This window comes from Brevundimonas sp. UBA7664, assembly GCF_002483305.1.
In the GTDB taxonomy this organism is placed as follows: Bacteria; Pseudomonadota; Alphaproteobacteria; order Caulobacterales; family Caulobacteraceae; genus Brevundimonas.
Genome location: NZ_DLHQ01000056.1, coordinates 94,658 through 114,569, shown reverse-complemented (window position 1 = coordinate 114,569; position 19,912 = coordinate 94,658). Strand labels below are relative to the sequence as shown.

The 19,912-nt window shown below is 68.2% G+C and carries 17 protein-coding genes; 11 read left to right on the top strand and 6 right to left on the bottom strand.

What is annotated here, in order from left to right:
- Positions 1 to 44 precede the first annotated feature (44 nt).
- From B2742_RS13355 to metH, 5 genes are all read left to right on the top strand, one after another.
- A complete protein-coding gene (locus tag B2742_RS13355; RefSeq protein WP_292067167.1) occupies positions 45 to 1,007 on the top strand; it encodes an ArsR/SmtB family transcription factor in 963 nt (320 codons plus the stop codon).
- Positions 1,004 to 1,951 (top strand): methylenetetrahydrofolate reductase [NAD(P)H], encoded by a 948-nt coding sequence (metF, locus tag B2742_RS13350; RefSeq protein ID WP_292067166.1) that lies wholly within the window; start codon positions 1,004 to 1,006, stop codon positions 1,949 to 1,951. Before B2742_RS13355 ends, metF begins: the two co-directional genes overlap by 4 nt.
- Positions 1,952 to 2,126: 175 nt before the next feature.
- Positions 2,127 to 3,197 (top strand): homocysteine S-methyltransferase family protein, encoded by a 1,071-nt coding sequence (locus tag B2742_RS13345; RefSeq protein WP_414633072.1) that lies wholly within the window; start codon positions 2,127 to 2,129, stop codon positions 3,195 to 3,197.
- Positions 3,197 to 3,667 (top strand): DUF6882 domain-containing protein, encoded by a 471-nt coding sequence (locus B2742_RS13340; RefSeq protein ID WP_292067161.1) that lies wholly within the window; start codon positions 3,197 to 3,199, stop codon positions 3,665 to 3,667. Before B2742_RS13345 ends, B2742_RS13340 begins: the two co-directional genes overlap by 1 nt.
- Positions 3,667 to 6,333, top strand: a complete 2,667-nt coding sequence (gene metH, locus B2742_RS13335) for a methionine synthase (RefSeq protein WP_292067159.1) — start codon at positions 3,667 to 3,669, stop codon at positions 6,331 to 6,333. The genes B2742_RS13340 and metH overlap by 1 nt, the downstream gene beginning before the upstream one ends.
- Positions 6,334 to 6,351: 18 nt before the next feature.
- Here metH and B2742_RS13330 read toward each other — a convergent pair whose 3' ends face one another.
- The 3 genes from B2742_RS13330 to B2742_RS13320 all read right to left on the bottom strand — a co-directional run bounded on the left by B2742_RS13330 (position 6,352) and on the right by B2742_RS13320 (position 11,736).
- The gene (locus B2742_RS13330; protein WP_292067157.1) at positions 6,352 to 6,930 is read right to left on the bottom strand and encodes a hypothetical protein; all 579 of its coding nucleotides are present in this window, start codon (positions 6,928 to 6,930) and stop codon (positions 6,352 to 6,354) included.
- A gap of 70 nt (positions 6,931 to 7,000) precedes the next feature.
- Positions 7,001 to 8,482 (bottom strand): tetratricopeptide repeat-containing sulfotransferase family protein, encoded by a 1,482-nt coding sequence (locus B2742_RS13325; RefSeq protein WP_292067156.1) that lies wholly within the window; start codon positions 8,480 to 8,482, stop codon positions 7,001 to 7,003.
- 110 nt (positions 8,483 to 8,592) lie between these two features.
- A complete protein-coding gene (locus B2742_RS13320) occupies positions 8,593 to 11,736 on the bottom strand; it encodes a TonB-dependent receptor (RefSeq protein ID WP_292067154.1) in 3,144 nt (1,047 codons plus the stop codon).
- A gap of 224 nt (positions 11,737 to 11,960) precedes the next feature.
- Here B2742_RS13320 and B2742_RS13315 point away from each other — a divergent pair, with 224 nt between their 5' ends.
- Both B2742_RS13315 and B2742_RS13305 read left to right on the top strand, forming a co-directional pair.
- Positions 11,961 to 12,362, top strand: a complete 402-nt coding sequence (locus B2742_RS13315) for a TIGR01244 family sulfur transferase (RefSeq protein ID WP_292067152.1) — start codon at positions 11,961 to 11,963, stop codon at positions 12,360 to 12,362.
- 208 nt (positions 12,363 to 12,570) lie between these two features.
- Positions 12,571 to 13,473, top strand: coding sequence for an MBL fold metallo-hydrolase (locus B2742_RS13305; RefSeq protein ID WP_292067148.1), 903 nt, complete (start codon positions 12,571 to 12,573; stop codon positions 13,471 to 13,473).
- 3 nt (positions 13,474 to 13,476) lie between these two features.
- On the opposite strand, the gene B2742_RS13300 is transcribed toward B2742_RS13305, so the two are convergent.
- Complete coding sequence (locus B2742_RS13300; protein WP_292067147.1) at positions 13,477 to 14,166, bottom strand: DUF1499 domain-containing protein; 690 nt, start codon at positions 14,164 to 14,166, stop codon at positions 13,477 to 13,479.
- A gap of 4 nt (positions 14,167 to 14,170) precedes the next feature.
- The gene (locus B2742_RS13295) at positions 14,171 to 15,805 is read right to left on the bottom strand and encodes a long-chain-fatty-acid--CoA ligase (RefSeq protein ID WP_292067145.1); all 1,635 of its coding nucleotides are present in this window, start codon (positions 15,803 to 15,805) and stop codon (positions 14,171 to 14,173) included.
- Positions 15,806 to 15,949: 144 nt separating this feature from the next.
- On the opposite strand from B2742_RS13295, the gene udk reads away from it, so the two are divergent.
- Together udk and B2742_RS13285 are read left to right on the top strand one after the other, a co-directional pair.
- Positions 15,950 to 16,603 (top strand): uridine kinase, encoded by a 654-nt coding sequence (gene udk, locus B2742_RS13290; RefSeq protein ID WP_292067143.1) that lies wholly within the window; start codon positions 15,950 to 15,952, stop codon positions 16,601 to 16,603.
- A gap of 72 nt (positions 16,604 to 16,675) precedes the next feature.
- A complete protein-coding gene (locus B2742_RS13285; protein ID WP_292067141.1) occupies positions 16,676 to 17,302 on the top strand; it encodes a TetR/AcrR family transcriptional regulator in 627 nt (208 codons plus the stop codon).
- Between the two features lie 4 nt (positions 17,303 to 17,306).
- Here B2742_RS13285 and pdxH read toward each other — a convergent pair whose 3' ends face one another.
- Entirely contained in the window at positions 17,307 to 17,981 is a 675-nt protein-coding gene (gene pdxH / locus B2742_RS13280) for a pyridoxamine 5'-phosphate oxidase (RefSeq protein WP_292067212.1), read from the bottom strand.
- Between the two features lie 87 nt (positions 17,982 to 18,068).
- On the opposite strand from pdxH, the gene B2742_RS13275 reads away from it, so the two are divergent.
- Together B2742_RS13275 and aroC are read left to right on the top strand one after the other, a co-directional pair.
- On the top strand, positions 18,069 to 18,794 hold the full coding sequence (locus B2742_RS13275) for a DnaJ C-terminal domain-containing protein (RefSeq protein ID WP_292067139.1): 726 nt from the start codon (positions 18,069 to 18,071) through the stop codon (positions 18,792 to 18,794).
- A gap of 8 nt (positions 18,795 to 18,802) precedes the next feature.
- A complete protein-coding gene (aroC, locus tag B2742_RS13270) occupies positions 18,803 to 19,903 on the top strand; it encodes a chorismate synthase (protein WP_292067137.1) in 1,101 nt (366 codons plus the stop codon).
- Positions 19,904 to 19,912: the final 9 nt, after the last annotated feature.

The window sequence follows — 19,912 nt, the reverse complement described above, 5'->3', positions numbered from 1 at the left end:
AATTTTCCTTGCCAAATCATATAAGGATATCTTTATATAAGGACATGTCACTCACCGCCGACCAGACCGTTGAAGCCCTGCGCGCCGTGGGCGAGCCGACCCGCCTGCGGGTCCTGTCCTTGCTGGCCGGCGAAGAGCTGTCGGTGATGGAGTTGTCGCGCATCCTGGACCAGAGCCAGCCGCGGGTCTCCCGCCATCTGAAGCTGATGACCGACGCCGGTCTGATCGAGCGGTTTCCGGACGGGGCGCGCGTCTTCTATCGCCTGTCGTCGGACCTGCCGGCCCGGCGTCTGATCGATACGGTGCTGGACCTGCTGGACGCCTCGGCGGGCGAGGCGGACGACCGGCGGCTGGAGGACGTGCGGCGCGACCGCGAGGTCGCCGCGAGCGCCTATTTCGAGCGGGTCGCGCCTCAGTGGGATCGCATCCGCTCGCTCTATGTCTGCGAAAGCGCGGTCGAGGCCGCCATCGCCCGCGCCGCCGGGGACGGCCCGTTCGAGCGGGTCGTCGATCTGGGCACCGGCTCGGGCCGGATGCTGACCCTGCTCGGCAAGAAGGCAAAGATGTCGGTCGGGCTGGATCTCAGCCAGAACATGCTGAACATCGCCCGCGCCAATGTGACGAAGGCCGGGCTGGAGAAGGTCGAGCTGCGCCACGGCGACATCTTCGCCACCCGTCTGCCCGAACAGAGCGCCGATCTGGTGCTGGTGCATCAGGTCTTGCACTACCTCGCCGATCCGGCCGCGGCCGTGGCCGAGGCGGCGCGGCTGGTCATGCCCGGCGGACGGCTGCTGATCATCGACTTCGCCCCGCACCAGCTGGAGCATCTGCGTGAGGAGCATCAGCACCGCCGCCTCGGCTTCGCCGACGACGAGATGCGGCGCTGGCTGGCCGGGGCCGGCCTGACGCCGAGCGCGCCGATCGCCCTGCCGCCGGACACCGACGGCCTGACCGTCTCGATCTGGACCGCCGAGCGGCCGGCCTCCGCCGAGGCGCGGGTCGCGTGAGCCTCGCCCCCCGCAGCCTGGCCGAAGCCCGCGCCCTGCTGCTGTCGCCGCTGGGGCCCGTGGCGCGCGCCGGGCAGGACCTGTCGCGGCCGCGCGTGTCGTTCGAATTCTTCCCGCCCAAGTCCGACGAGGCCGAGGCCAATCTGTGGAAGGCGGTGACCCGGCTGGCGCCGCTTCAGCCCGAGTTCGTGTCGGTGACCTATGGCGCCGGCGGCTCGACGCGGGAGCGAACCCACCGGACGGTGCAGCGGGTTCTCGCCGAGACGCGCCTGACGCCCGCCGCCCACCTGACCTGCGTCGAGGCCAGCCGGGACGAGGTCGACGCGGTCATCGACAGCTATCGCGAGGCCGGGGTACGCCACATCGTGGCCCTGCGCGGCGATCCGCCGGGCGGCAACGGCATCGGCGGAGCCTATGTTCCGCGTACGGACGGTTACGCCAATGCGACCGAACTGACCGCCGCGATCACGGCGAAGGGCGGCTTTGACGTGATCGTCGGCTGCTATCCCGAGGGCCATCCGGAAAGCCCGTCCGCCGCCCATGATCTGGATGTGCTGAAGGCCAAGGTGGACGCCGGGGCGACCCGGGCGATCAGCCAGTTCTTCTTCGACATCGACGCCTTCCTGCGGTTCCGCGACCGGGTGCGGGCGGCTGGCGTGACGGTTCCGATCATCCCCGGGATCATGCCGGTGAGCAATTTCAACGGTCTGAAGCGGATGTCGGCGGCGTGCGGCGCGGCCGTGCCGGACTGGCTGGCGGCGCATTTCGAGGGGCTGGACGACGACCCCGAGACGCGCAAGCTGATCGCCGCCTCGGTGGCGGCCGAGACCTGCGCCCGGCTGCAGGAAGAGGGTTTCGCCGACTTCCACTTCTACACCCTGAACCGCGCCGACCTGGTCTATGCGATCTGCCGGGTGCTGGGCGTGCGGGAGAAATCCCAATGAACCCCTTCCCCCCTTGCGGGGGAGGGTGGCTCGCGGAGCGAGACGGATGGGGGGTGTCGGCGCCGGCGCCCACCGTTTCGCCTGCCGGACGCCAAGCCTTCAAGCACCACGCGCTCACCCCCCATCCGTCAGGCTTCGCCTGCCACCTTCCCCCGCAAGGGGGGAAGGAGATCGAATGATGACCCGGCAAGACAGAATCGCCGCCCTTCACGCCGCCGCGAAAGAACGCATCCTCGTCCTCGACGGCGCCTGGGGGGTGATGATCCAGCGCAGCGAGCTGTCGGAAGAGGATTTCCGCGGCGAACGGTTCGCGGCGCACGTCGGCCAGATGAAGGGCAATAACGACATCCTGTGCCTGACCCGGCCCGACATCATCGCCGGCCTGCACGACCAGTATTTCGCCGCCGGCGCCGACATCTCCGAGACCAACACCTTCTCGGCCACGACGATCGCCCAGGACGACTACAAACTCGACGAACAGTCGGTGTGGGACATCAATCTGGAAGGCGCGAAACTGGCGCGCGCCGCCGCCGATCTCTGGACCGCGAAGGAGCCGCACAAGCCGCGTTTCGCCGCCGGGTCGATCGGGCCGCTGAACAAGATGCTGTCGATGTCGTCGGACGTGAACGACCCCGGCGCGCGGCTGGTGACCTTCGACCAGGTCTATGACGCCTATCGCCATCAGGTGAAGGCGCTGAACGAGGGCGGGGTCGACCTGTATCTGATCGAGACCATCACCGACACGCTGAACTGCAAGGCCGCGATCAAGGCCATCAAGGACCTCGAGGACGAGGGCATGGAGGCCCTCCCGATCTGGATTTCGGGCACCATCACCGACCGCTCGGGCCGCACTCTTTCGGGCCAGACGGCCGAGGCCTTCTGGAACAGCGTGCGGCATGCGAAGCCGTTCGCCATCGGCTTCAACTGCGCCCTCGGGGCCGATCTGATGCGGCCGTTCATCGCCGAGCTGAGCCGGGTGGCCGACACCCTGGTCGCCGCCTATCCCAACGCCGGCCTGCCCAACGCCATGGGCCAGTACGACGAGGAGCCGCACCAGACGGCCCACTTCATCGAGGAATGGGCCGCGTCAGGCCTGGTCAACATCGTCGGCGGCTGCTGCGGCACGACGCCGGAGCACATCCGGCATACAGCGGAGGCGGTGGCGAAACTGCCGACGCGGGAGATCCCGGAGCGGCCGGTGGCGATGCGGTTGAGCGGGCTGGAACCGTTCGAGCTGGTGGCGTGATGGCCGACGACGAGTTCCAAGCCTGGCTCGACGAAGCGTTCGAGAATTTCAAAGCCAAGGCCGCGGCGACGGACGCAGCATGCGCGCCCTATCGGGAACGCGAATACAACTTACACGATGGAACGCTGACCTTTTTCGACAACGGCGTGCCGAGATTACGAGCGTCCGTTCAGGTCGTTGGCACGACCGCGCCAAATGATTTCCTGTGGGCTTGGGCCAACGACCGTTTCCCTCCGCACGTCGTCCGCGACGCTCAGATTGCCCGTGATTTCGGCCTCCGGAATGAACTTCTTTTCCTCTCGCGGGAGCGGTTTGACCCAAAGAACCCCAGAGTTTTCGGATGGGAGATGACCGCTGCGACGGCTCGCCTCACCGACGCCGTGGGCGCAACCGCCGTGCCTTACGGAGACGGTGAAAGTCGCCTCACCTTCTTCCTGCTGCATGACCTGCGGCCAGTAGAGTCCCATTGATGCGTCCCACCTTCATCAACGTCGGCGAGCGGACCAATGTCACCGGCTCGGCCAAATTCAAGAAGCTGATCATCGACGGCGACCATGCCGCCGCCCTGTCGGTGGCGCGACAGCAGGTCGAGGCCGGGGCCTCGGTGATCGACATCAACATGGACGAGGGCCTGCTGGATTCGAAGCAGGCGATGATCACCTTCCTCAACCTGATCGCGGCCGAGCCCGACATCGCCCGCGTGCCGGTGATGATCGACAGCTCCAAATGGGAGGTGATCGAGGCCGGGCTGAAATGCGTCCAGGGCAAGCCGATCGTCAATTCCATCTCGATGAAGGCGGGCGAGGCCGAGTTCCGCGAACAGGCGGTGAAATGTCTGCGCTACGGGGCCGCCGTCGTGGTCATGGCCTTTGACGAGGTCGGCCAGGCCGATACCGCCGCGCGCAAGATCGAGATCTGCACCCGCGCCTATCGCATCCTGGTCGACGAGGTCGGCTTCCCGCCCGAGGACATCATCTTCGATCCGAACATTTTCGCCGTAGCGACGGGGATCGAGGAGCACGACAACTACGCCGTCGACTTCATCGAGGCGACGAAGGTCATCAAGGCGACCCTGCCCTATGCGCGGGTGTCCGGCGGGGTGTCGAACGTCTCGTTCAGCTTCCGCGGCAATGAACCGGTGCGCCGGGCGATCCACAGCGTCTTCCTGTACCACGCCATCCAGGCGGGCATGGACATGGGCATCGTCAACGCCGGCGACCTGCCCGTCTATGACACGCTCGATGCGACCCTGCGCGAAGCCGTCGAGGACGTGATCCTGAACCGGCCGCAGCGGACCAATGTCTCGAACACCGAGCGGCTGGTCGACATCGCGCCCAACTACAAGGGCGACAAGGGCGTGGCCCGGGTCGTCGATCTGAAGTGGCGCGACCAACCGGTCGGCAAGCGGATCGAACACGCCCTCGTCAACGGCATCACCGAGTACATCGACGCCGACACGGAAGAAGCCCGCCTGTCGTTCGACCGGCCGCTGCACGTCATCGAAGGTCCACTGATGGACGGGATGAATGTGGTCGGCGACCTGTTCGGCTCGGGCAAGATGTTCCTGCCGCAGGTGGTGAAGTCGGCGCGGGTGATGAAACAGGCGGTGGCCTGGCTCGAACCCTTCATGGAGGCCGAAAAGGCCGGCAAGCCCCGCGAGCAGGCCGGCCGCATCCTTATGGCCACGGTCAAGGGCGACGTCCACGACATCGGCAAGAACATCGTCGGCGTCGTGCTGCAGTGTAACAACTATGAGGTCATCGACCTGGGCGTCATGGTCCCGGCGGACCGCATCCTCGACGCCGCGATCGAACACAAGGTCGACATCGTGGGCCTGTCGGGCCTGATCACCCCCTCGCTGGACGAGATGGTGTTCGTGGCGCGCGAGATGGAGCGGCGCGGCTTTGATATCCCCCTGCTGATCGGCGGGGCGACGACCAGCCGGACGCATACGGCGGTCAAGATCGAACCGGGCTATCGCGCCGGTTCGACCACCTATGTCATCGACGCCAGCCGCGCCGTCGGCGTGGTCTCGGGCCTGCTGTCGAAGACCGAGCGGGCGAAGAACGAGGCCCTCACGCGCGACGAATACGTCCGCATCCGCGAACAGTATGCGCGCGGCCAGGAGGTCAAGGCGCGGGCGTCCCTGCCCGCCGCGCGACAAAACCGGTTCCAGCCTGATCCGGCGACGCCCCTGCCCTGCGCGCCGTCGTTCCTGGGCGTGCGCGCCTTCGACAGCTGGGACCTGCAGGACCTCGCCGACCACATCGACTGGACGCCCTTCTTCGCCAGCTGGGAGCTGATCGGCCGCTATCCGCTCATTCTCGAGGACGAGATCGTGGGCCAGGCGGCGCGCGACCTGTTCGCCGACGCGCAGGCGATGCTGAAGCGGATCGTCGATGAGAAATGGTTCACGGCCAGGGGCGTGGTCGGCTTCTGGCCCGCCAACGCCGTCGGCGACGATATCGCCGTCTACGCCGACGAGAGCCGCTCCGAAGAGATCGCCCGTTTCCACACCCTGCGCCAGCAGATCAAGAAGTCGAACGGCAAGCCCAATCTGGCGATGTCCGACTTCGTCGCCGAAACCGGCCGGGACTATATCGGCGCCTTTGCGGTCACGGCCGGCCACGGCGAGCTCGAGATCGCCAAACGGTTCAAGGACGCCGGCGACGACTATTCCGCCATCATGGCCACGACCCTGGCCGACCGACTGGCCGAGGCCTTCGCCGAGGCGTTGCACAAAACGGTGCGCACCGAGCTGTGGGGACATGCCGCCGACGAGCAGACCACGGTCGAGGACCTGATCGCCGAGCGGTATCAGGGCATCCGCCCCGCGCCGGGCTATCCGGCGCAGCCCGATCATACCGAAAAGGCCACGCTGTTCAGACTGTTGCAGGCGGAAGTGAACGCCGGCATGGCGCTGACCGAGAGCTTCGCCATGACCCCGCCGGCGTCGGTGTCAGGCCTCTATTTCGGGCACGCCGAGAGTCACTATTTCGGCGTCGGCAAGATCGATCGCGACCAGGTCGAGGACTATGCCCGGCGCAAGGGCTGGGACGTGGCGACGGCCGAGCGCTGGCTGTCGCCGATCCTCAACTATGAGCCCGGCGCGCCCGCGAGAGTGGCGGCGGCCTAGGCGCCTCCCGGCGGCGGGCTACTGCGGTTTGGGCTGCCCGACCTCGTCCAGCCCGGCGGCGTCGAGGGTCACGGGCGGGGTGGTGATGTCGTCTCTCACCCGGCGCGCGGCGTGTTCGCAACGACCCGGCAGGCCGAAGAAGAGGCCGAAGGCCTGGCTGCGAATGCGTTCGTCTTCCTGGGCCATCAGCGGCACCCATTTGCCGGCGGCCTCGGCCTCGGCGACCCGGGCGGCGGCCAGGGTGGCCGGCGTCTGGCGTGACCGGCCCGCCTGGAGCGCGTCGCGGAAGTCCGTGGCCTCCAGCCCGCCGAGCCGGATGATGTCACGATCCAGGTCGTCGGCGGTGGTCAGGGTCCGGCCGAGGGCGATATGCCCCTCGACCAGGGCGGCGCACCAGGCCACCAGCGGATAGTCCTGTTCCGGCGCGCCGCGCGGCAGCGGCATCTCATAGGCGATGGCCTCGCGCGCCATCCGCGACTCGAGGCTTTCGGCGGTGTCCGCATCGGGGGTGACCAGGCCATCCGGATCCTGGGCGAAGGCCGGGCCTTGGGCGGCAAGGGCGAGGAAGAACAGCGGCGTGGCGAGGCGAAGGCGCATGGGAGGTCCGTCTGAAGTTTCTGTCGGCGGTCATAACGCCTGAACCGCCGCCATGGTTATTCTGCGGCGGTCAACGACCCGAATAGGCGTCGAAGAAGGGCTTCAGATGACCTTCGTAGCGTTTCCAGGCCGAGGTTGAGGTCGTGTAGATCGGTTTGCGCACCTGGGCGAAGCTGGCGGTGGTCACGGCGCGCTCGGTCTTGTGGAACTGATCCAGGCCCGTCTCGTGCGGCAGACCGACGTGGTCGAGTATCCGTTGGGTCCAGCCGGCCGGGTCGGCGACCAGCGCCTCATAGGGCACCGTCAGAATGGCGTCGCCCAGGACCCCGGTCCAGTGCGCGTGCAGGCGATCCTCGTTGCGGAAATAGCGCGCGATGCGATCCTGCGACCAGCTCCAATTCACACCCTGGGCGAACCAGGTCCGCAAGGCGGACCAGGCCACGGCCCCGGGCTCACGCCTCAGCCAGATGAAGCGCGCCTGCGGCAGGACACGGTGGATCAGCCCCAGATAGCGGCTGTGATTCAACGTCTTGTCGACGATCCGGCCGTCCGGCCCGAAGCGGTCCTCGAGCATGTGAAGATAGGCCCGGGCGATGGCCGCGAAACCGTCCGGCCGGGCGGCGGCGAAGGCGTTGACGGCCGCGGGCGAGACTCCGCCGACGGGAATGGCCGCGGTCCGGAACAGGTTCAGCTCGGCCCCGTCGGCGACCTGGCTGTGGCTGACCAGAATCTGCTCGACCAGGGTGGTGCCGGATCGGGGCAGGCCAAAAACGAAGATCGGGCGACGGCTGTCATCGCCGGCCGGAAGGCCGGCCAGCCTGTCGGGGGTGAAGCCCGCGATGAGATCATCGACGAAGGCGTCCGCGCCGGTCTGGTCATCGGGCCGGCTGGCGGCGACCAGGGCTGCGCCCTGGCTGTAGGCTGCGAAGGCGGCGTCGATCTGGTCGAGATCGTCGAGGGCCTTGGCCACGGCATAGAGCAGGGCGGCCTTGCCCTCATTGGTCCCGGGTCCCGAGGGCCATCGGGCCAGCAGGGCGGTCATGGTCGCGAGATCGGCATCATCCCGGGCCGTGAAGGTCCGGCCCTCGGCGAGGGCCAGCCAGCTGGGGGCGGCCGCGAAGGGGTCGGGCGATCGGGCGATCGCCTGACGGAAGTCCGCGATGGCCGCCTCACCTTCCCCCAGGGTGGCGCGGCAGCTGCCGAGGAAATGCCAGGCTGACGGCTGGGTCGGATGATCGGCGACGATCGCCTGGGCAAGATCACGGGCGGAAGCGGCCTGGCCATGCTGCGCCAGAAGCGCCCCGTGGTTCAGTCGCGCAGACAGGTCGCGGCGGTCGAGATCCGACAGCCGTCCGGACGCGGTCAGGGCCAGGGACGTCTCGCCGAGGCCCAGCGCCAGTCGCGACACCGGACCCCAGGTCGATCCGAGCGCGGGATTGTCGGCGACAAGGGTCGCGAGGAGGTCGGCCGCACCGTCCCGGTCGCCCGCCTTGAAGGCAGAGAGCACGGCGTCGATGCGGTCACGGGGCGGGCGGACAGCCTGAGTGGTCATGATCAGCGGGTAACAGCCGGGGCCGGGTCCCGCAAGCTCGCGGGCCTTGCAACGAAAAAGGGCGGCGGATCCGAAGATCCGCCGCCCCATTCTCGGTTAGTAAACCTGACTTAGAAGGTCAGGTCGAAGCCCAGCCGAATGAAGCGGGGCTGCTGGTAGCTCAGCGGCGTGAGGTAATCCGGATCGGGAGTACCGGCGCCATCTTCACCGAACTCGTTGATGTCGGTCGTTCCGCTGAAGTTGAAGATGTTGAAGACATCGGCACGCAGGACCAGGTCGCCGGGCAGGAAGTTTTCCGGCACGGTGTAGCGCAGCGACATGTCGATCTGCTTGATCCAGTCGCTCTGAGCGGCGGTGCCGCGCGGAACGAGCTTGCCATCGCAGTAGTTCGACGCCGCGCCATAGGCCTGGGCGAACACGTCGGTCGGGTGCAGACCGATGCAGCCGTACGGACGGGGCGAGCTGACGCTCATGTTCGTGCCGACGACCAGGTCGTCAGTCAGCTGATACGAACCGAACAGCTTGAACACGTGACCGCGGTGGTTCGGCAGCAGGCCGTTGGAACCATCGGTCAGACCCGGCTGGTCGAAGTCCTGCGTGATGCCGGCATCGGTCTGGCCGTTGTCGGATTTCACGTAACCTTCGGTGTTGCCGGTGCTTTCCGAGATGGTCCAGGAGCCCTGCAGCGACCAGACGCCATCGAACGCACGTTCGAACGACATTTCCAGAGCCGTGTAGGTCCGTTCCGCCTTCGGATAGTTCAGGTCGGCGGCGGAGAAGGTGACCGTACGACGGTCCACTTCGCCCGGGAGCGGATCCAGCAGCAGGATGGTCGAGGTCGAACCGGGGTTCAGCACGACGTACTGGTGGAAGCCGGTGTAGATCGAGTCGCAACCAACGATGCCTTCGTCGGCGCAGAGCGCCAGAACAGCGGCGTCGATGGCGACGTCTTCAGCGTTCCGCAGCAGGTCACGGTACATGACCGCGGCCGTGAACTTCCACAGGTCACCGAAGCGACGCTCGAAGCCGATGATGAACTCGTCCTCGGCCGTCGACTCCAGGTTCTTGGCGGCGAAGGACGAGCTGTCCTTAACCGTGCCGTCGCCCGTGACCCGGCAGCCCTGGCTGCCAGCGGGAGCCGGCGCGCCATTGCCGGCGGGGCAGACGTTCTGACCCGTCCAGCCCTGGATCTGGGCGCCGAGGAGCAGCGGGATGCCGTCGCCGTTGTACGGAAGGCGGGCCACCACGGCGGCGCCGTCAACCTGTTCGGTGTTGCCGACAAAGGCGCCCGGAGCGATCGGAGCGTAGCCACCCAGCAGGAAGTACTGGCTGAAGAACAGTTCGTTCGCCGCACCGCGGTAGGCGGTGTTGGACGCGACCGGCAGATAGTAGCGGCCGTACGAACCGAACACGCGGCTGCGGCCGTCGTTCATCGGGTCGAAGGTGAAGCCCAGGCGCGGGCCGACCTCGTTGTCGAACGCGATGAACTGCTGGCCAGCGCCGTCGTTCAGCGAGAACTTGTCGAGGCGGACGCCGAGGTTCAGCGTCAGCTGCTCATTCACATCCCACGAGTCCTGGATGTAGAACGCTTCGTTCTCGCCGGTGAAGTTACCGCCCGAGAGGAAGGTGTTGAACTCGACGTATTCCTCGCCCGGGTTCAGGTTGCTGGGGCCAAACGTCTGCACGGTGCCCGGCGTGGCACGGCGATAGATCAGGTTGGCGCCGTAGGGGCCGGTGCGCTCCGCCGTCTTGAACAGCTCGGTTTCTTCCAGCTCGTAGCCGGCGCGAACGTGGTGCTCGCCCAGCATGGAGAAGAAGATGTCGGCGTCGGCGCGGTAGAAGGTCCGCGTGGTCTCAGCCGTGGTGAACGTCGCCGTCGGCTGGTTCGGGCTGGCGCGGAAGGCAGGGCGCGGGTTGGTGGCCCGACCGGCACCACGAGCGTCCTGGACGAACGGAATGTCCAGACGTGCCGGGAGGTTGTTGGCGCGGTCTTCGTTCACGCCGTAGGCGGCCGACAGGGTCAGCCAGTCGGTGAACTGACCGGTGTAGCGGACCACATAGCTTTCGCCGCCGGCCTCACCGACAGTCGGCAGGGTCGGATAGGCGCCGCGCACGTCCGTCAACGCGTCGAACGTGGCCGTGAAGGTCTCGGTTTCGCGCGTGGTGTCGAAGTAGGTGAGCTCGAGACGGTGATCGTCCGTGATGTAACCGTCCAGCTTGACGCCGTAGAAGGGGCTGTCCGCCGTCTGAAGCGTGGCCGTGCCCGTCAGGCCCGGGTTGTAGGCTTCGTTGTCCTGGAACTGGGCCAGGGCGAAGAAGAACAGTCGATCGCGGATGATCGGACCACCGACTTCCAGCGTGACGCTGGAGGCGCTGGCTTCGTCCAGCTCGTTGCGGGCGAACACGGTGTCCGGGGACTGTTCACGCAGCGAGTTGGGGCTGAAGTTGCCGCGGATGGCGAACTCGAAATCGTTCGAACCCGACTTGGTGACGGCGTTGATGATGCCGCCCGTGGCGCGACCGAACTCGGCCGGATAACCACCCGTCTTGACCTCGACCGAACGGTAGAAGTCGAACGGAACGGTCGAACCGCCGATGTAGTTGTCGAAGTTCGTGATGTTCAGGCCGTTCACGTAGAACGCGTTCTCAGCGACCGACGAGCCGCCGACGGCGGGCAGGTTGCCGAAGGCGTTGTCGCCCTGGACGGTCGACGGGGCCAGCAGGGTCACCGAGGTGATGTCGCGGCCGATCGGCACGGTCTTGACCAGTTCTTCGAGGTCGACGACCAGGCCGGTGGTGGTTTCGTTGAAGGCGAGCGCGCGACGGGCGCCCGTGATGACGACGTCGTCCAGCGAGGCGCCGGTGCCGGCGTTCATGGCGAAGTCATAGGCCGTCGATCCACCCAGGCGGACCGAAGCGGTCTGCGAGATCGGGTCGTAGCCCGGCGCCGTGATGGTCACGGTGTAGTTGCCGATCGGCACGAGGGCGGCGCGGAAGTTGCCGCCGGCGTCGGTCGTCAGGTTACGGCTGAAGCCCTGCTCGTCCGAGCGGACCTGGACCGAAGCGCCCGAGATCGGTGCGCCGTTGGCGTCCGTGACGGAGCCGGTCAGCGAGCCGGTCGAGAAATCCTGCGCGGACGCGGTCGTCGGCGCAGCGATGACGGTGATCGCCGGGACAGCCACGACGGCCGCCAGCATTACGCCGCCGATCATCGTCGAAGCCAACAGGCGCTCACGAATGGTTTGGATCTTCAAGGTTCATCCCTCCTGAGAGCAACGACGGCCGCCATTGGCCGGTCGCCGCAAAGGTCAATCTACGCCCCCACTGCGCGCAGATAGGTTGGAACATAGACAAAGCCCCGTGCACGTCTATCCATATTACATCGCGGTAACCGGATCGCGCCTTCGCTGTCGCAATCCGGCCACACATTGGTTATCCGGCTGTTTTATATAATTCTTTCTCTGAGGAATATGTCGCAATGCCGCTGCTGACGCCCCAGGTGTTCGTTTCGGGCCAGCTCAATGTTGAGGACGTGCGGTCGTTCGCCGCAGCGGGGTTCTCCCATGTGGTGAATCACCGGCCCGACGATGAAGAGCCGGGTCAGCCAGCCGCCGCCGCGCTGGCGGAAGCGGCGCAGGCGGCGGGGATGGTCATGGTGCACGCGCCGGTGCGGGGCCTGCCTCAGCCGGAAGCCGTGGAGACGACCCGCCAGGTGCTCGACTCACTGGGCGACCACGGCAAGGCCGTGTTCTTCTGCCGCTCCGGATTGCGATCGGCCGCCGCCTGGGCGATGGCGGATCGACTCAGAGGGGCGAGAGCGGATGAACTTCGCGCAGCGGCGGCGGTCGCGGGCTACGATCTGGGCCAGCTGCCGCTTTGACGCCTCAGCGAAGGATGGCGACCCGGGTCGCATAGGGTGCCGGCTCCGGCGTACAGGACGCGACGGCGAGTTGCATCGCCATGAGACACAGGAAGGCCGCTGCTATGGGCTGGAGCCGATTTGAGACAGCCAGGGCGATGGAAACAGCCACGTCGGGCACTCCGCAGAAGATTTACGAAGTCCTAACGCAAGGGGCGAGCCGCGCCCGATGATCCCCTTTCTCCCCGCGCCGGCGTTCGAATACGGACGGACCGATTCGGTCTCGCCCCTGATCCGGCGCGTGATCGCGAACAACCCGGGACCTTTCACCTTCACCGGGACCGGGACCTACATCGTCGGCCGCGGCGAGGCCGGGGCGGGGGTGGCGGTGATCGACCCCGGCCCGCTGGACGAGGCTCATCTGGCGGCCCTGCTGGCGGCGGTCGCGGGCCAGACGGTCAGCCATGTGCTGGTGACCCACACCCACCGCGACCACGCCCCCCTCGCCCGCCCGTTCGCCAAGGCCGTCGGCGCGCCGGTTCTCGCGGCCCGCCTCCCCGCGCGCCCGACGCACGCCTCGGCCGCTCCGGACGATGATGACGACGAGACATTTTCATCCGACGTGATCCTGACCGGCGGCGAACGGCTGGCCGGGGACGGCTGGACGATTGAAGCCCTCGCCACGCCGGGCCACGCCTCCAACCACATGGCCTTTGTGCTGTGCGAGGAGAACGCCCTGTTCAGCGGGGATCACGTCATGGGCTGGTCAACCACCGTCGTGGCCCCGCCCGACGGCGACATGGCCGCCTATATGGCCAGTCTCGACGCGGTGATCGCGCGCGGCTTCTCGACGATCTGGCCGACCCATGGCGCGCCGATCCTCGAGCCGGGACCATTCCTGGCGGCCTACAGGGACCATCGTCTGGCGCGCGAGGCCCAGGTGCTGGGGCGGCTGGTCGCGGGGGACCGGCGGATCGCGGACATGGTGCCGGCGCTCTACGCCGCCGTGGATTCACGGCTGTGGCCGGCGGCCGGCCTGTCGGTCTGGGCTCATCTGATCGCGCTGGAGCGGGCCGGACGGGTGCGTGCGACGCCGGACCCGGCCATCGACGCCGACTGGACCCTGGCCTGAGGCTCAGCCGGCGGCGCGCAGGGTCTCGCTGATGGCGGTCGCCATGCGGCAGGCCTCTCCGCCATGGGGCCGGTGGTCGCGGGCGGCGACGCGGATGTCGGTGCGGCCCGGCCGGATGCGGATGACGGCGTCGTGGTCGACGCCGAACCAGAAGCCCTCGCGGCTGCCGTCGGCCCGCCCCACGCCCGCGCCGCGCAGGGTGAAGCCGGCCTGTTCGAGGGCGTAGATGGCCGTCGTCGGCGCGACCTGTCGCATCACCGGCAGCACGCCCGGACAGGCCTCCACGCCCACGGCGGGGCCGGGCCCCTGCCCGCGCCGCACATCCCCGAGGTCGCCGAAGCCGGGAACCTCGGCCAGATCGGTGCTGATGTTCTCGGCCGGACCGGCGGCGAACCGGGCCTTCTGCCAGACGAAGCCGCCGAGGGTCGCCCCGGCCGCCAGCGCGGCCACGATGGCCACCATTCCCAGTTTGCGGAAATTGCCCAACGACAGAACCAGCGCGCCCAGGGCGGCCGCCGCCCCGACGAAGGCCAGGAACCAGCCCGCCTGCATCGTCAGCAGATCGTAACCGATCTCGACCGGCCAGGCCCCCACGCGCGTCCCGAGCGCGGCGACCAGCACCAGCACCGGCGCGGCGACCGACAGGGCCGCCAACGCCTGCACCCGTCCGGCGCCACGTGTACGGCGCGGCATCGCCTCAGCCTCCCGCCGTCGGCAGGCGATAGTCCTTCAACTGCTCGCGCAGGGTCTTCTTGTCGATCTTGCCGGTGGCGCCCAGGGGGATGTCGTCGACGAAGACCACATCGTCGGGCATCCACCATTTGGCGATCTTGCCGGTCAGGAAGTCGAGGTGCTCCTCCTTGTTCTGGGCCTCGCCGGGCTTCAGCTTGACGATCAGGACCGGACGCTCGTCCCATTTCGGATGGGCGGCGCCGATGACGGCGGCCAGCTCGGCCTTGGGATGGCCGACGGCGATATTCTCGATCTCGATCGAACTGATCCATTCGCCGCCGGACTTGATCACGTCCTTGGCGCGGTCGGTGATCTGCATGAAACCCTGCTCGTCGATGGTCGAGACGTCGCCGGTGTCGAAGAAGCCCTCATGGTCGAGGATGTCGCCGCCCTCGCCCTTGAAATAGGCGCCCGAGATGGTCGGGCCCTTGATCATCAGCCGGCCGTAGGTGTGCCCGTCGTGGGGCATTTCCTGGCCGGCGTAGTTCTTGAGCTTGAGCTCGACGCCCAGCGGCGGCGTGCCCTGTTTGACCCGCCACTTCATCTGCTCGTCATACGGCAGGGCCAGCAGTTCCGGCGGCAGGTTGGACAGGGTGCCGATGGGCGAGGTCTCGGTCATGCCCCAGCCCTGCAGCACCTCGATGCCGAATTCCTCGTGGAAGGCGCGGATCAGGCTTTCCGGCACGGCCGACCCGCCGATCAGGACCTTCTTCACCGTGGGGATCTTGAGATTGTTCTCACGCAGATGGGTCAGCAGTCCCTGCCACACCGTCGGCACGGCGGCCGAGAAGGTGACGCCCTCGCTCTCGATCAGCTCATAGATGGCGGCGCCGTCCATGCGGGCGCCCGGCATCACCAGCTTGGCGCCCGAGGCCGGGCCGGCGAAGGCGATGCCCCAGGCGTTGGCGTGGAACATCGGCACCACCGGCAGGATCACCTCCTTCGGCGAGGGCCCCAGCACGGTGGACTGCATGCCCAGCAGCGTATGGATGAAGTTGGAGCGGTGCGAATACAGCACCCCCTTGGGGTTCCCCGTCGTGCCCGAGGTGTAGCAGAGGCCGCAGGCGGTCTGTTCGTCGAACCCGCCCCAGGCCACGTCTTCCGAGGCCGACCCCAGCAGGGCCTCATAGCATTCCGCGCCCGGCAGTTTCGTCGCCGGCATGGTCAGTTCGTCGGTCATCACCACCACCCGCTGGACCGAGGGGCAGTGCGGCAGGATCGCCTCGAGCAGGGGGATGAAGGTCAGGTCGACGAAGATGACCTTATCCTCGGCGTGGTTGATGATGTAGATCAGCTGCTCCGGGAACAGCCGCGGGTTCAGGGTGTGGCACACGGCGCCGATGCCCATGATGCCGTACCAGGCCTCCATGTGGCGGCTGGTATTCCAGGCCAGGGTGGCGATCCGGTCGCCGACCTTGACGTCCCAGCCCTTCAGCACGCTGGACACCCGTTTGGCCCGGGCGTGGATTTCGGCATAGGTGGTGCGGACAATCGGCCCTTCGACGGACCGGGTCACGACCTCGCGGTGGCCATGCCAGTTCTTTGAGTGGTCCAGGATCTTGTCGACCGTCAGCGGCCAGTCCTGCATCAATCCGAGCATCACGTTCCCTCAAGCCTGCGCCTGCTTTTCGGGGCGCTTGAGGGTCACGCTATCGGCGCGGTCGGCGATAAGCAACGTGACGTCAGGTCACCCTGGCCGGGCGGCCGCTTGGCGAAACGCCTCCCGCGGTCCTAGAAGCGGTCCATGCCCATCCTCATCGCCATCACGGGCGGCTCCGGCTCAGGCAAGAGCACGCTCGCCGAAGCCCTGGTCTCGGCCCTGCCCGAGGGCGCCGCGGTGTTGCTGCGCGAGGACTCCTACTATCGCGACGCGGCCAGCCTTCCCGACTTCGATCCGGCTGCGTTCGACTTCGACGACGTGGCGGCGCGCGACCACGAGCTGATGATCCGCGACCTGGCCGAGCTGAAGGCCGGGCGGGATGTCGTCGCGCCCCTCTATTCCTTCATCCACCATGGACGCGAGCCGGGCGGCGAGCCGGTGCCCGCGGCGGACGTCGTCATCGTCGAGGGCACCCATGTGCTCTGCACCCCGGGGCTGGTCGCCCTGTTCGACATCCGCGTCTTCGTCGACACCCCGGCCGACATCCGCTTCATCCGGCGCCTGCTGCGCGATCAGACCGAACGGGCGCGTACGGCGGAGTCGGTGATCGCCCAGTATCTGGCAACCGTTCGGCCGGGCCATGAACGGCTGACGGAACCGTCGCGCCTGAACGCGGACTTCATCGTCGCCGACGCCACCGCCGCCGTACGGCTGGAAGACCCCCAGGCCGTGGTCCGGCTGGCCGCGCCGGTGCTGGCGCACCCCCTGCTGGCGCCGTTGGTCCGGCCCAGCCAGTAACATCGTTCGACCACCCCTTGACCACCCGGGGCCTCAAGCGCCACCCTGCGGCGTTCAGCGAGCGATGAATTCATGCACGGCCCCGGCGTCGGCTCTTCCCCTCCCATCGATCCCAAACGTCAGGCGATCATCCGGCACGCCCGAAAGGCGTTCGTCGGCGAGGGCTATGCGGCGACCCGGATCGAACCGATCGCGCGCGAGGCCGGGGTCTCGACCGCGACCCTCTATTCGTTGTTCGACGGCAAGGCGGAGCTGTTCTCGGCGGTCATCGAGGACGCGGCCGGAGACTTCTCGCGCCAGATGGCCCTGGCGCGAACCATCGACGGCAATGCCCTGCAGCAGCTGACCAGCTTCGCCCACACCTATACCGACTTCATGAGCGACCCCTTTGTCCGCTCGGTCTTTCGCCTGGTGATGGCCGAACGTCCGCGGTTCCAGGCCGTGGCCCGGCGCTTCTTCGAACAAGGTCGCGCGGCCTTCGGCGCCACCCTGATCGCCATACTGGTCGACCTGTCGAAAGCAGGCCTGCTGAAACCGATCGACCGCCCGTCCTGGGCCGCGGGGCACCTGATGGGCATGCTGGAGCATCCGGTGTTCTTCGTGCCCCTGGTGACCGGCGACGAGATCAAGGTCCGGCGCTCGAACGGGGAAATCGTCGACGACGCCGTCGCGACCTTCCTCGCCCGCTACGGGGTCTGACGGCTCAGGGCCACAGCCGGGTTGTGGTCCAGCCCTCGCCGGCCCGGTCGAACCGCAGCCGGTCGTGCAGTCGGAACGGCCGGTCCCGCCAGAACTCGACGCTGTCGGGAACCACCCGCCAGCCGGTCCAGCGCTCGGGCCGCGGCACGTCCCCGCCCTCGAACCGGGCCGTCTCACGCGCCACGGCGGCTTCCAGCGCCGCCCGGCTGTCCAGCGGTCGCGACTGGTCCGAGGCCCAGGCCCCGATCCGGCTCTCGCGCGCCCGGCTGGCGAAATAGGCGTCGGCCTCGGCCGCGCTGACGGGTTCGATGGCGCCGCGCACCCGGACCTGACGCCTCAGGGACTTCCAATGGAACAGCAAGGCCGCGCGGGGATGGGCGGCCAGATCCAGTCCCTTGGCGCTCTCGCGGTTGGAATAGAAGGTGAAGCCCGCCGCATCGACGTCCTTGAGCAGCACCATCCGGCTGTCCGGCGCGCCCGAAGCGTCCACGGTCGACAAGGCCATGGCGTTGGCGTCGTTCGGCTCGGTCCCTTTGGCGTCACCCAGCCAGTCAACGAACAGGGCGAACGGCTCGATGCGATCGAAGATGGTCTCATCGCCATTGGCGGCGAGGGCGGCGGCATAGTCCGCCGCATATTCCTCGCGGGTCGGGCTTGGGGGGATCACAGGTGCGGTCATGAACGGCAGATAGACCCTCGCGGCGCGGCTGGGGAGAGGCTTCACGGTTAACCGGGCCTTGACCATGTGCAGGGCCTTAGTGTGCGGATGCGCGCCCGATCGCACCCCGAAGTCGCCTCGACCCGCGAGGCCTACGCCCTGCTTGGCCTGACCGGCCCGGTGGAGGGGGCGGCGCTGACCGCGGCGTTCCGCATCGCCATCAAGGCGGCGCGACCAGAGGCCGCGGGCGGCAGCGACGTCCGGTTCCGCAAGACCATCGCGGCCTGGCGGTTGATCCAGGGGCAGACCGCCCCCCTCGCACTGGCGGCGCCCGCCGCGCCCCCGCCGGCCACGCCGGTGCTGGCGATCAGCCCGCTCGACGCCCTGAACGGCGGCGCGGTCGAGGTCCATATCGGCGCACGACGGCTGCGCGTCCGGGTTCCGGCGGGCCTGCGCACCGGAGAACATCTGCGGCTGAAGGCGGCAGGCGCGGACGGCGGCGACCTGTATCTGCCGGTGCTGGTGCGCGGCGCCCACGGGCTGAGCGCGGTCGGCGACGACCTCTATATGACCTGCCCCGTGCCCCCTCGCCTGCTTGAGGACGGCGGACGGCTGGAGGTCGAGACCCATGCGGGGCCGCGCTCCGCCTGGCTGGTCGCGGGCCACCAGCCGTTGCGTCTGCGGCTCAAGGGGCTGGGCCTGCCCGCGCGCGGGGGGCGGCCGCAAGGCCATCTGTTCGTCACGCTGGAGCCGTCCGAGGACGCGCCCTCGGCGGCGGAAGACCTGCTGGTGCGCTTCACGCGCGTCTGGACGCCGGACCGGCTGGCGGCTTAGGTCGTCCCATGTCGCACAACACCTTCGGCCATCTGTTTCGCGTGACCACCTGGGGCGAGAGCCACGGGCCGGCGATCGGCTGCGTCATCGACGGCTGCCCGCCGCTGATCCCGTTGACCGAGGTCGACCTGCAGCCCTGGCTGGACCGGCGCAAGCCGGGCGGCAGCCGCTTCGTCACCCAGCGGCAGGAGAGCGACACGGCCCGTATCCTGTCGGGCGTGTTCGACGACGGCGCCGGTCCGGTGACCACCGGCGCCCCGATCGCCATCCAGATCGAGAATGAGGACGCCCGCTCGAAGGACTATGGCGAGATCGCCCGCGCCTTCCGGCCCGGCCATGCCGACTTCACCTACCAGGCCAAATACGGCGTCCGCGACCACCGCGGCGGCGGCCGCTCGTCGGCGCGGGAGACGGCCGTGCGGGTCGCGGCGGGCGCGGTGGCGCGCCGGATTCTGGGCGACGGGGTTCGCATCCGGGCCGGCGTGGTTCAACTGGGCCCGCACCGGATCGCGCCGGAGGCGGTGGATTTCGACGCGGTGTACGACAACGCCCTGTTTGCCACGTCGGCCGAGGTCGTGCCGGCGTGGGAAGACTACCTCGACGGCGTGCGCAAGGCCGGGTCGTCGATCGGCGCCGTGGTGGCGCTGGAAGTCACCGGCGTCCCCGCCGGCTGGGGCGCGCCGCTTTACGGCAAGCTGGACGCCGAATTGGCGGCGGCGATGATGTCGATCAATGCGGTCAAGGGGGTCGAGATCGGCGCGGGCTTCGGCTCGGCCGAACTGACGGGGGAAGAGAACGCCGACGCCATGCGACTGGGTGAGGACGGGCGGCCGGTCTTCCTGTCCAACCATGCGGGCGGGGTGCTGGGCGGGATATCGACGGGTCAGCCACTGACAGCGCGCGTGGCGTTCAAGCCGACCTCCTCCATCCTGACGCCGGGCCAGACCATCACCCGCGACGGGACCGAGACCGAGGTCCGCACCAAGGGCCGCCACGACCCCTGCGTGGCCCTGCGCGGCGTGCCGGTGGTCGAGGCCATGGCGGCCTGCGTGCTGGCGGATGCGATGCTGAGGCACCGGGGCCAGGTGGGGTGCGGCACGGACGATTGACCCTCGGGC

Bases quoted from the DNA above. Each gene is read 5' to 3' on its own strand.
- B2742_RS13355 (WP_292067167.1), top strand. From the start codon at position 45: ATGTCACTCACCGCCGACCAGACCGTTGAAGCCCTGCGCGCCGTGGGC.
- B2742_RS13345 (WP_414633072.1), top strand. From the start codon at position 2,127: ATGATGACCCGGCAAGACAGAATCGCCGCCCTTCACGCCGCCGCGAAA.
- B2742_RS13340 (WP_292067161.1), top strand. From the start codon at position 3,197: ATGGCCGACGACGAGTTCCAAGCCTGGCTCGACGAAGCGTTCGAGAAT.
- metH (WP_292067159.1), top strand. From the start codon at position 3,667: ATGCGTCCCACCTTCATCAACGTCGGCGAGCGGACCAATGTCACCGGC.
- B2742_RS13330 (WP_292067157.1), bottom strand. From the start codon at position 6,930: ATGCGCCTTCGCCTCGCCACGCCGCTGTTCTTCCTCGCCCTTGCCGCC.
- B2742_RS13325 (WP_292067156.1), bottom strand. From the start codon at position 8,482: ATGACCACTCAGGCTGTCCGCCCGCCCCGTGACCGCATCGACGCCGTG.
- B2742_RS13315 (WP_292067152.1), top strand. From the start codon at position 11,961: ATGCCGCTGCTGACGCCCCAGGTGTTCGTTTCGGGCCAGCTCAATGTT.
- B2742_RS13305 (WP_292067148.1), top strand. From the start codon at position 12,571: ATGATCCCCTTTCTCCCCGCGCCGGCGTTCGAATACGGACGGACCGAT.
- B2742_RS13300 (WP_292067147.1), bottom strand. From the start codon at position 14,166: ATGCCGCGCCGTACACGTGGCGCCGGACGGGTGCAGGCGTTGGCGGCC.
- B2742_RS13295 (WP_292067145.1), bottom strand. From the start codon at position 15,805: ATGCTCGGATTGATGCAGGACTGGCCGCTGACGGTCGACAAGATCCTG.
- udk (WP_292067143.1), top strand. From the start codon at position 15,950: ATGCCCATCCTCATCGCCATCACGGGCGGCTCCGGCTCAGGCAAGAGC.
- B2742_RS13285 (WP_292067141.1), top strand. From the start codon at position 16,676: ATGCACGGCCCCGGCGTCGGCTCTTCCCCTCCCATCGATCCCAAACGT.
- pdxH (WP_292067212.1), bottom strand. From the start codon at position 17,981: ATGACCGCACCTGTGATCCCCCCAAGCCCGACCCGCGAGGAATATGCG.
- B2742_RS13275 (WP_292067139.1), top strand. From the start codon at position 18,069: ATGCGCGCCCGATCGCACCCCGAAGTCGCCTCGACCCGCGAGGCCTAC.
- aroC (WP_292067137.1), top strand. From the start codon at position 18,803: ATGTCGCACAACACCTTCGGCCATCTGTTTCGCGTGACCACCTGGGGC.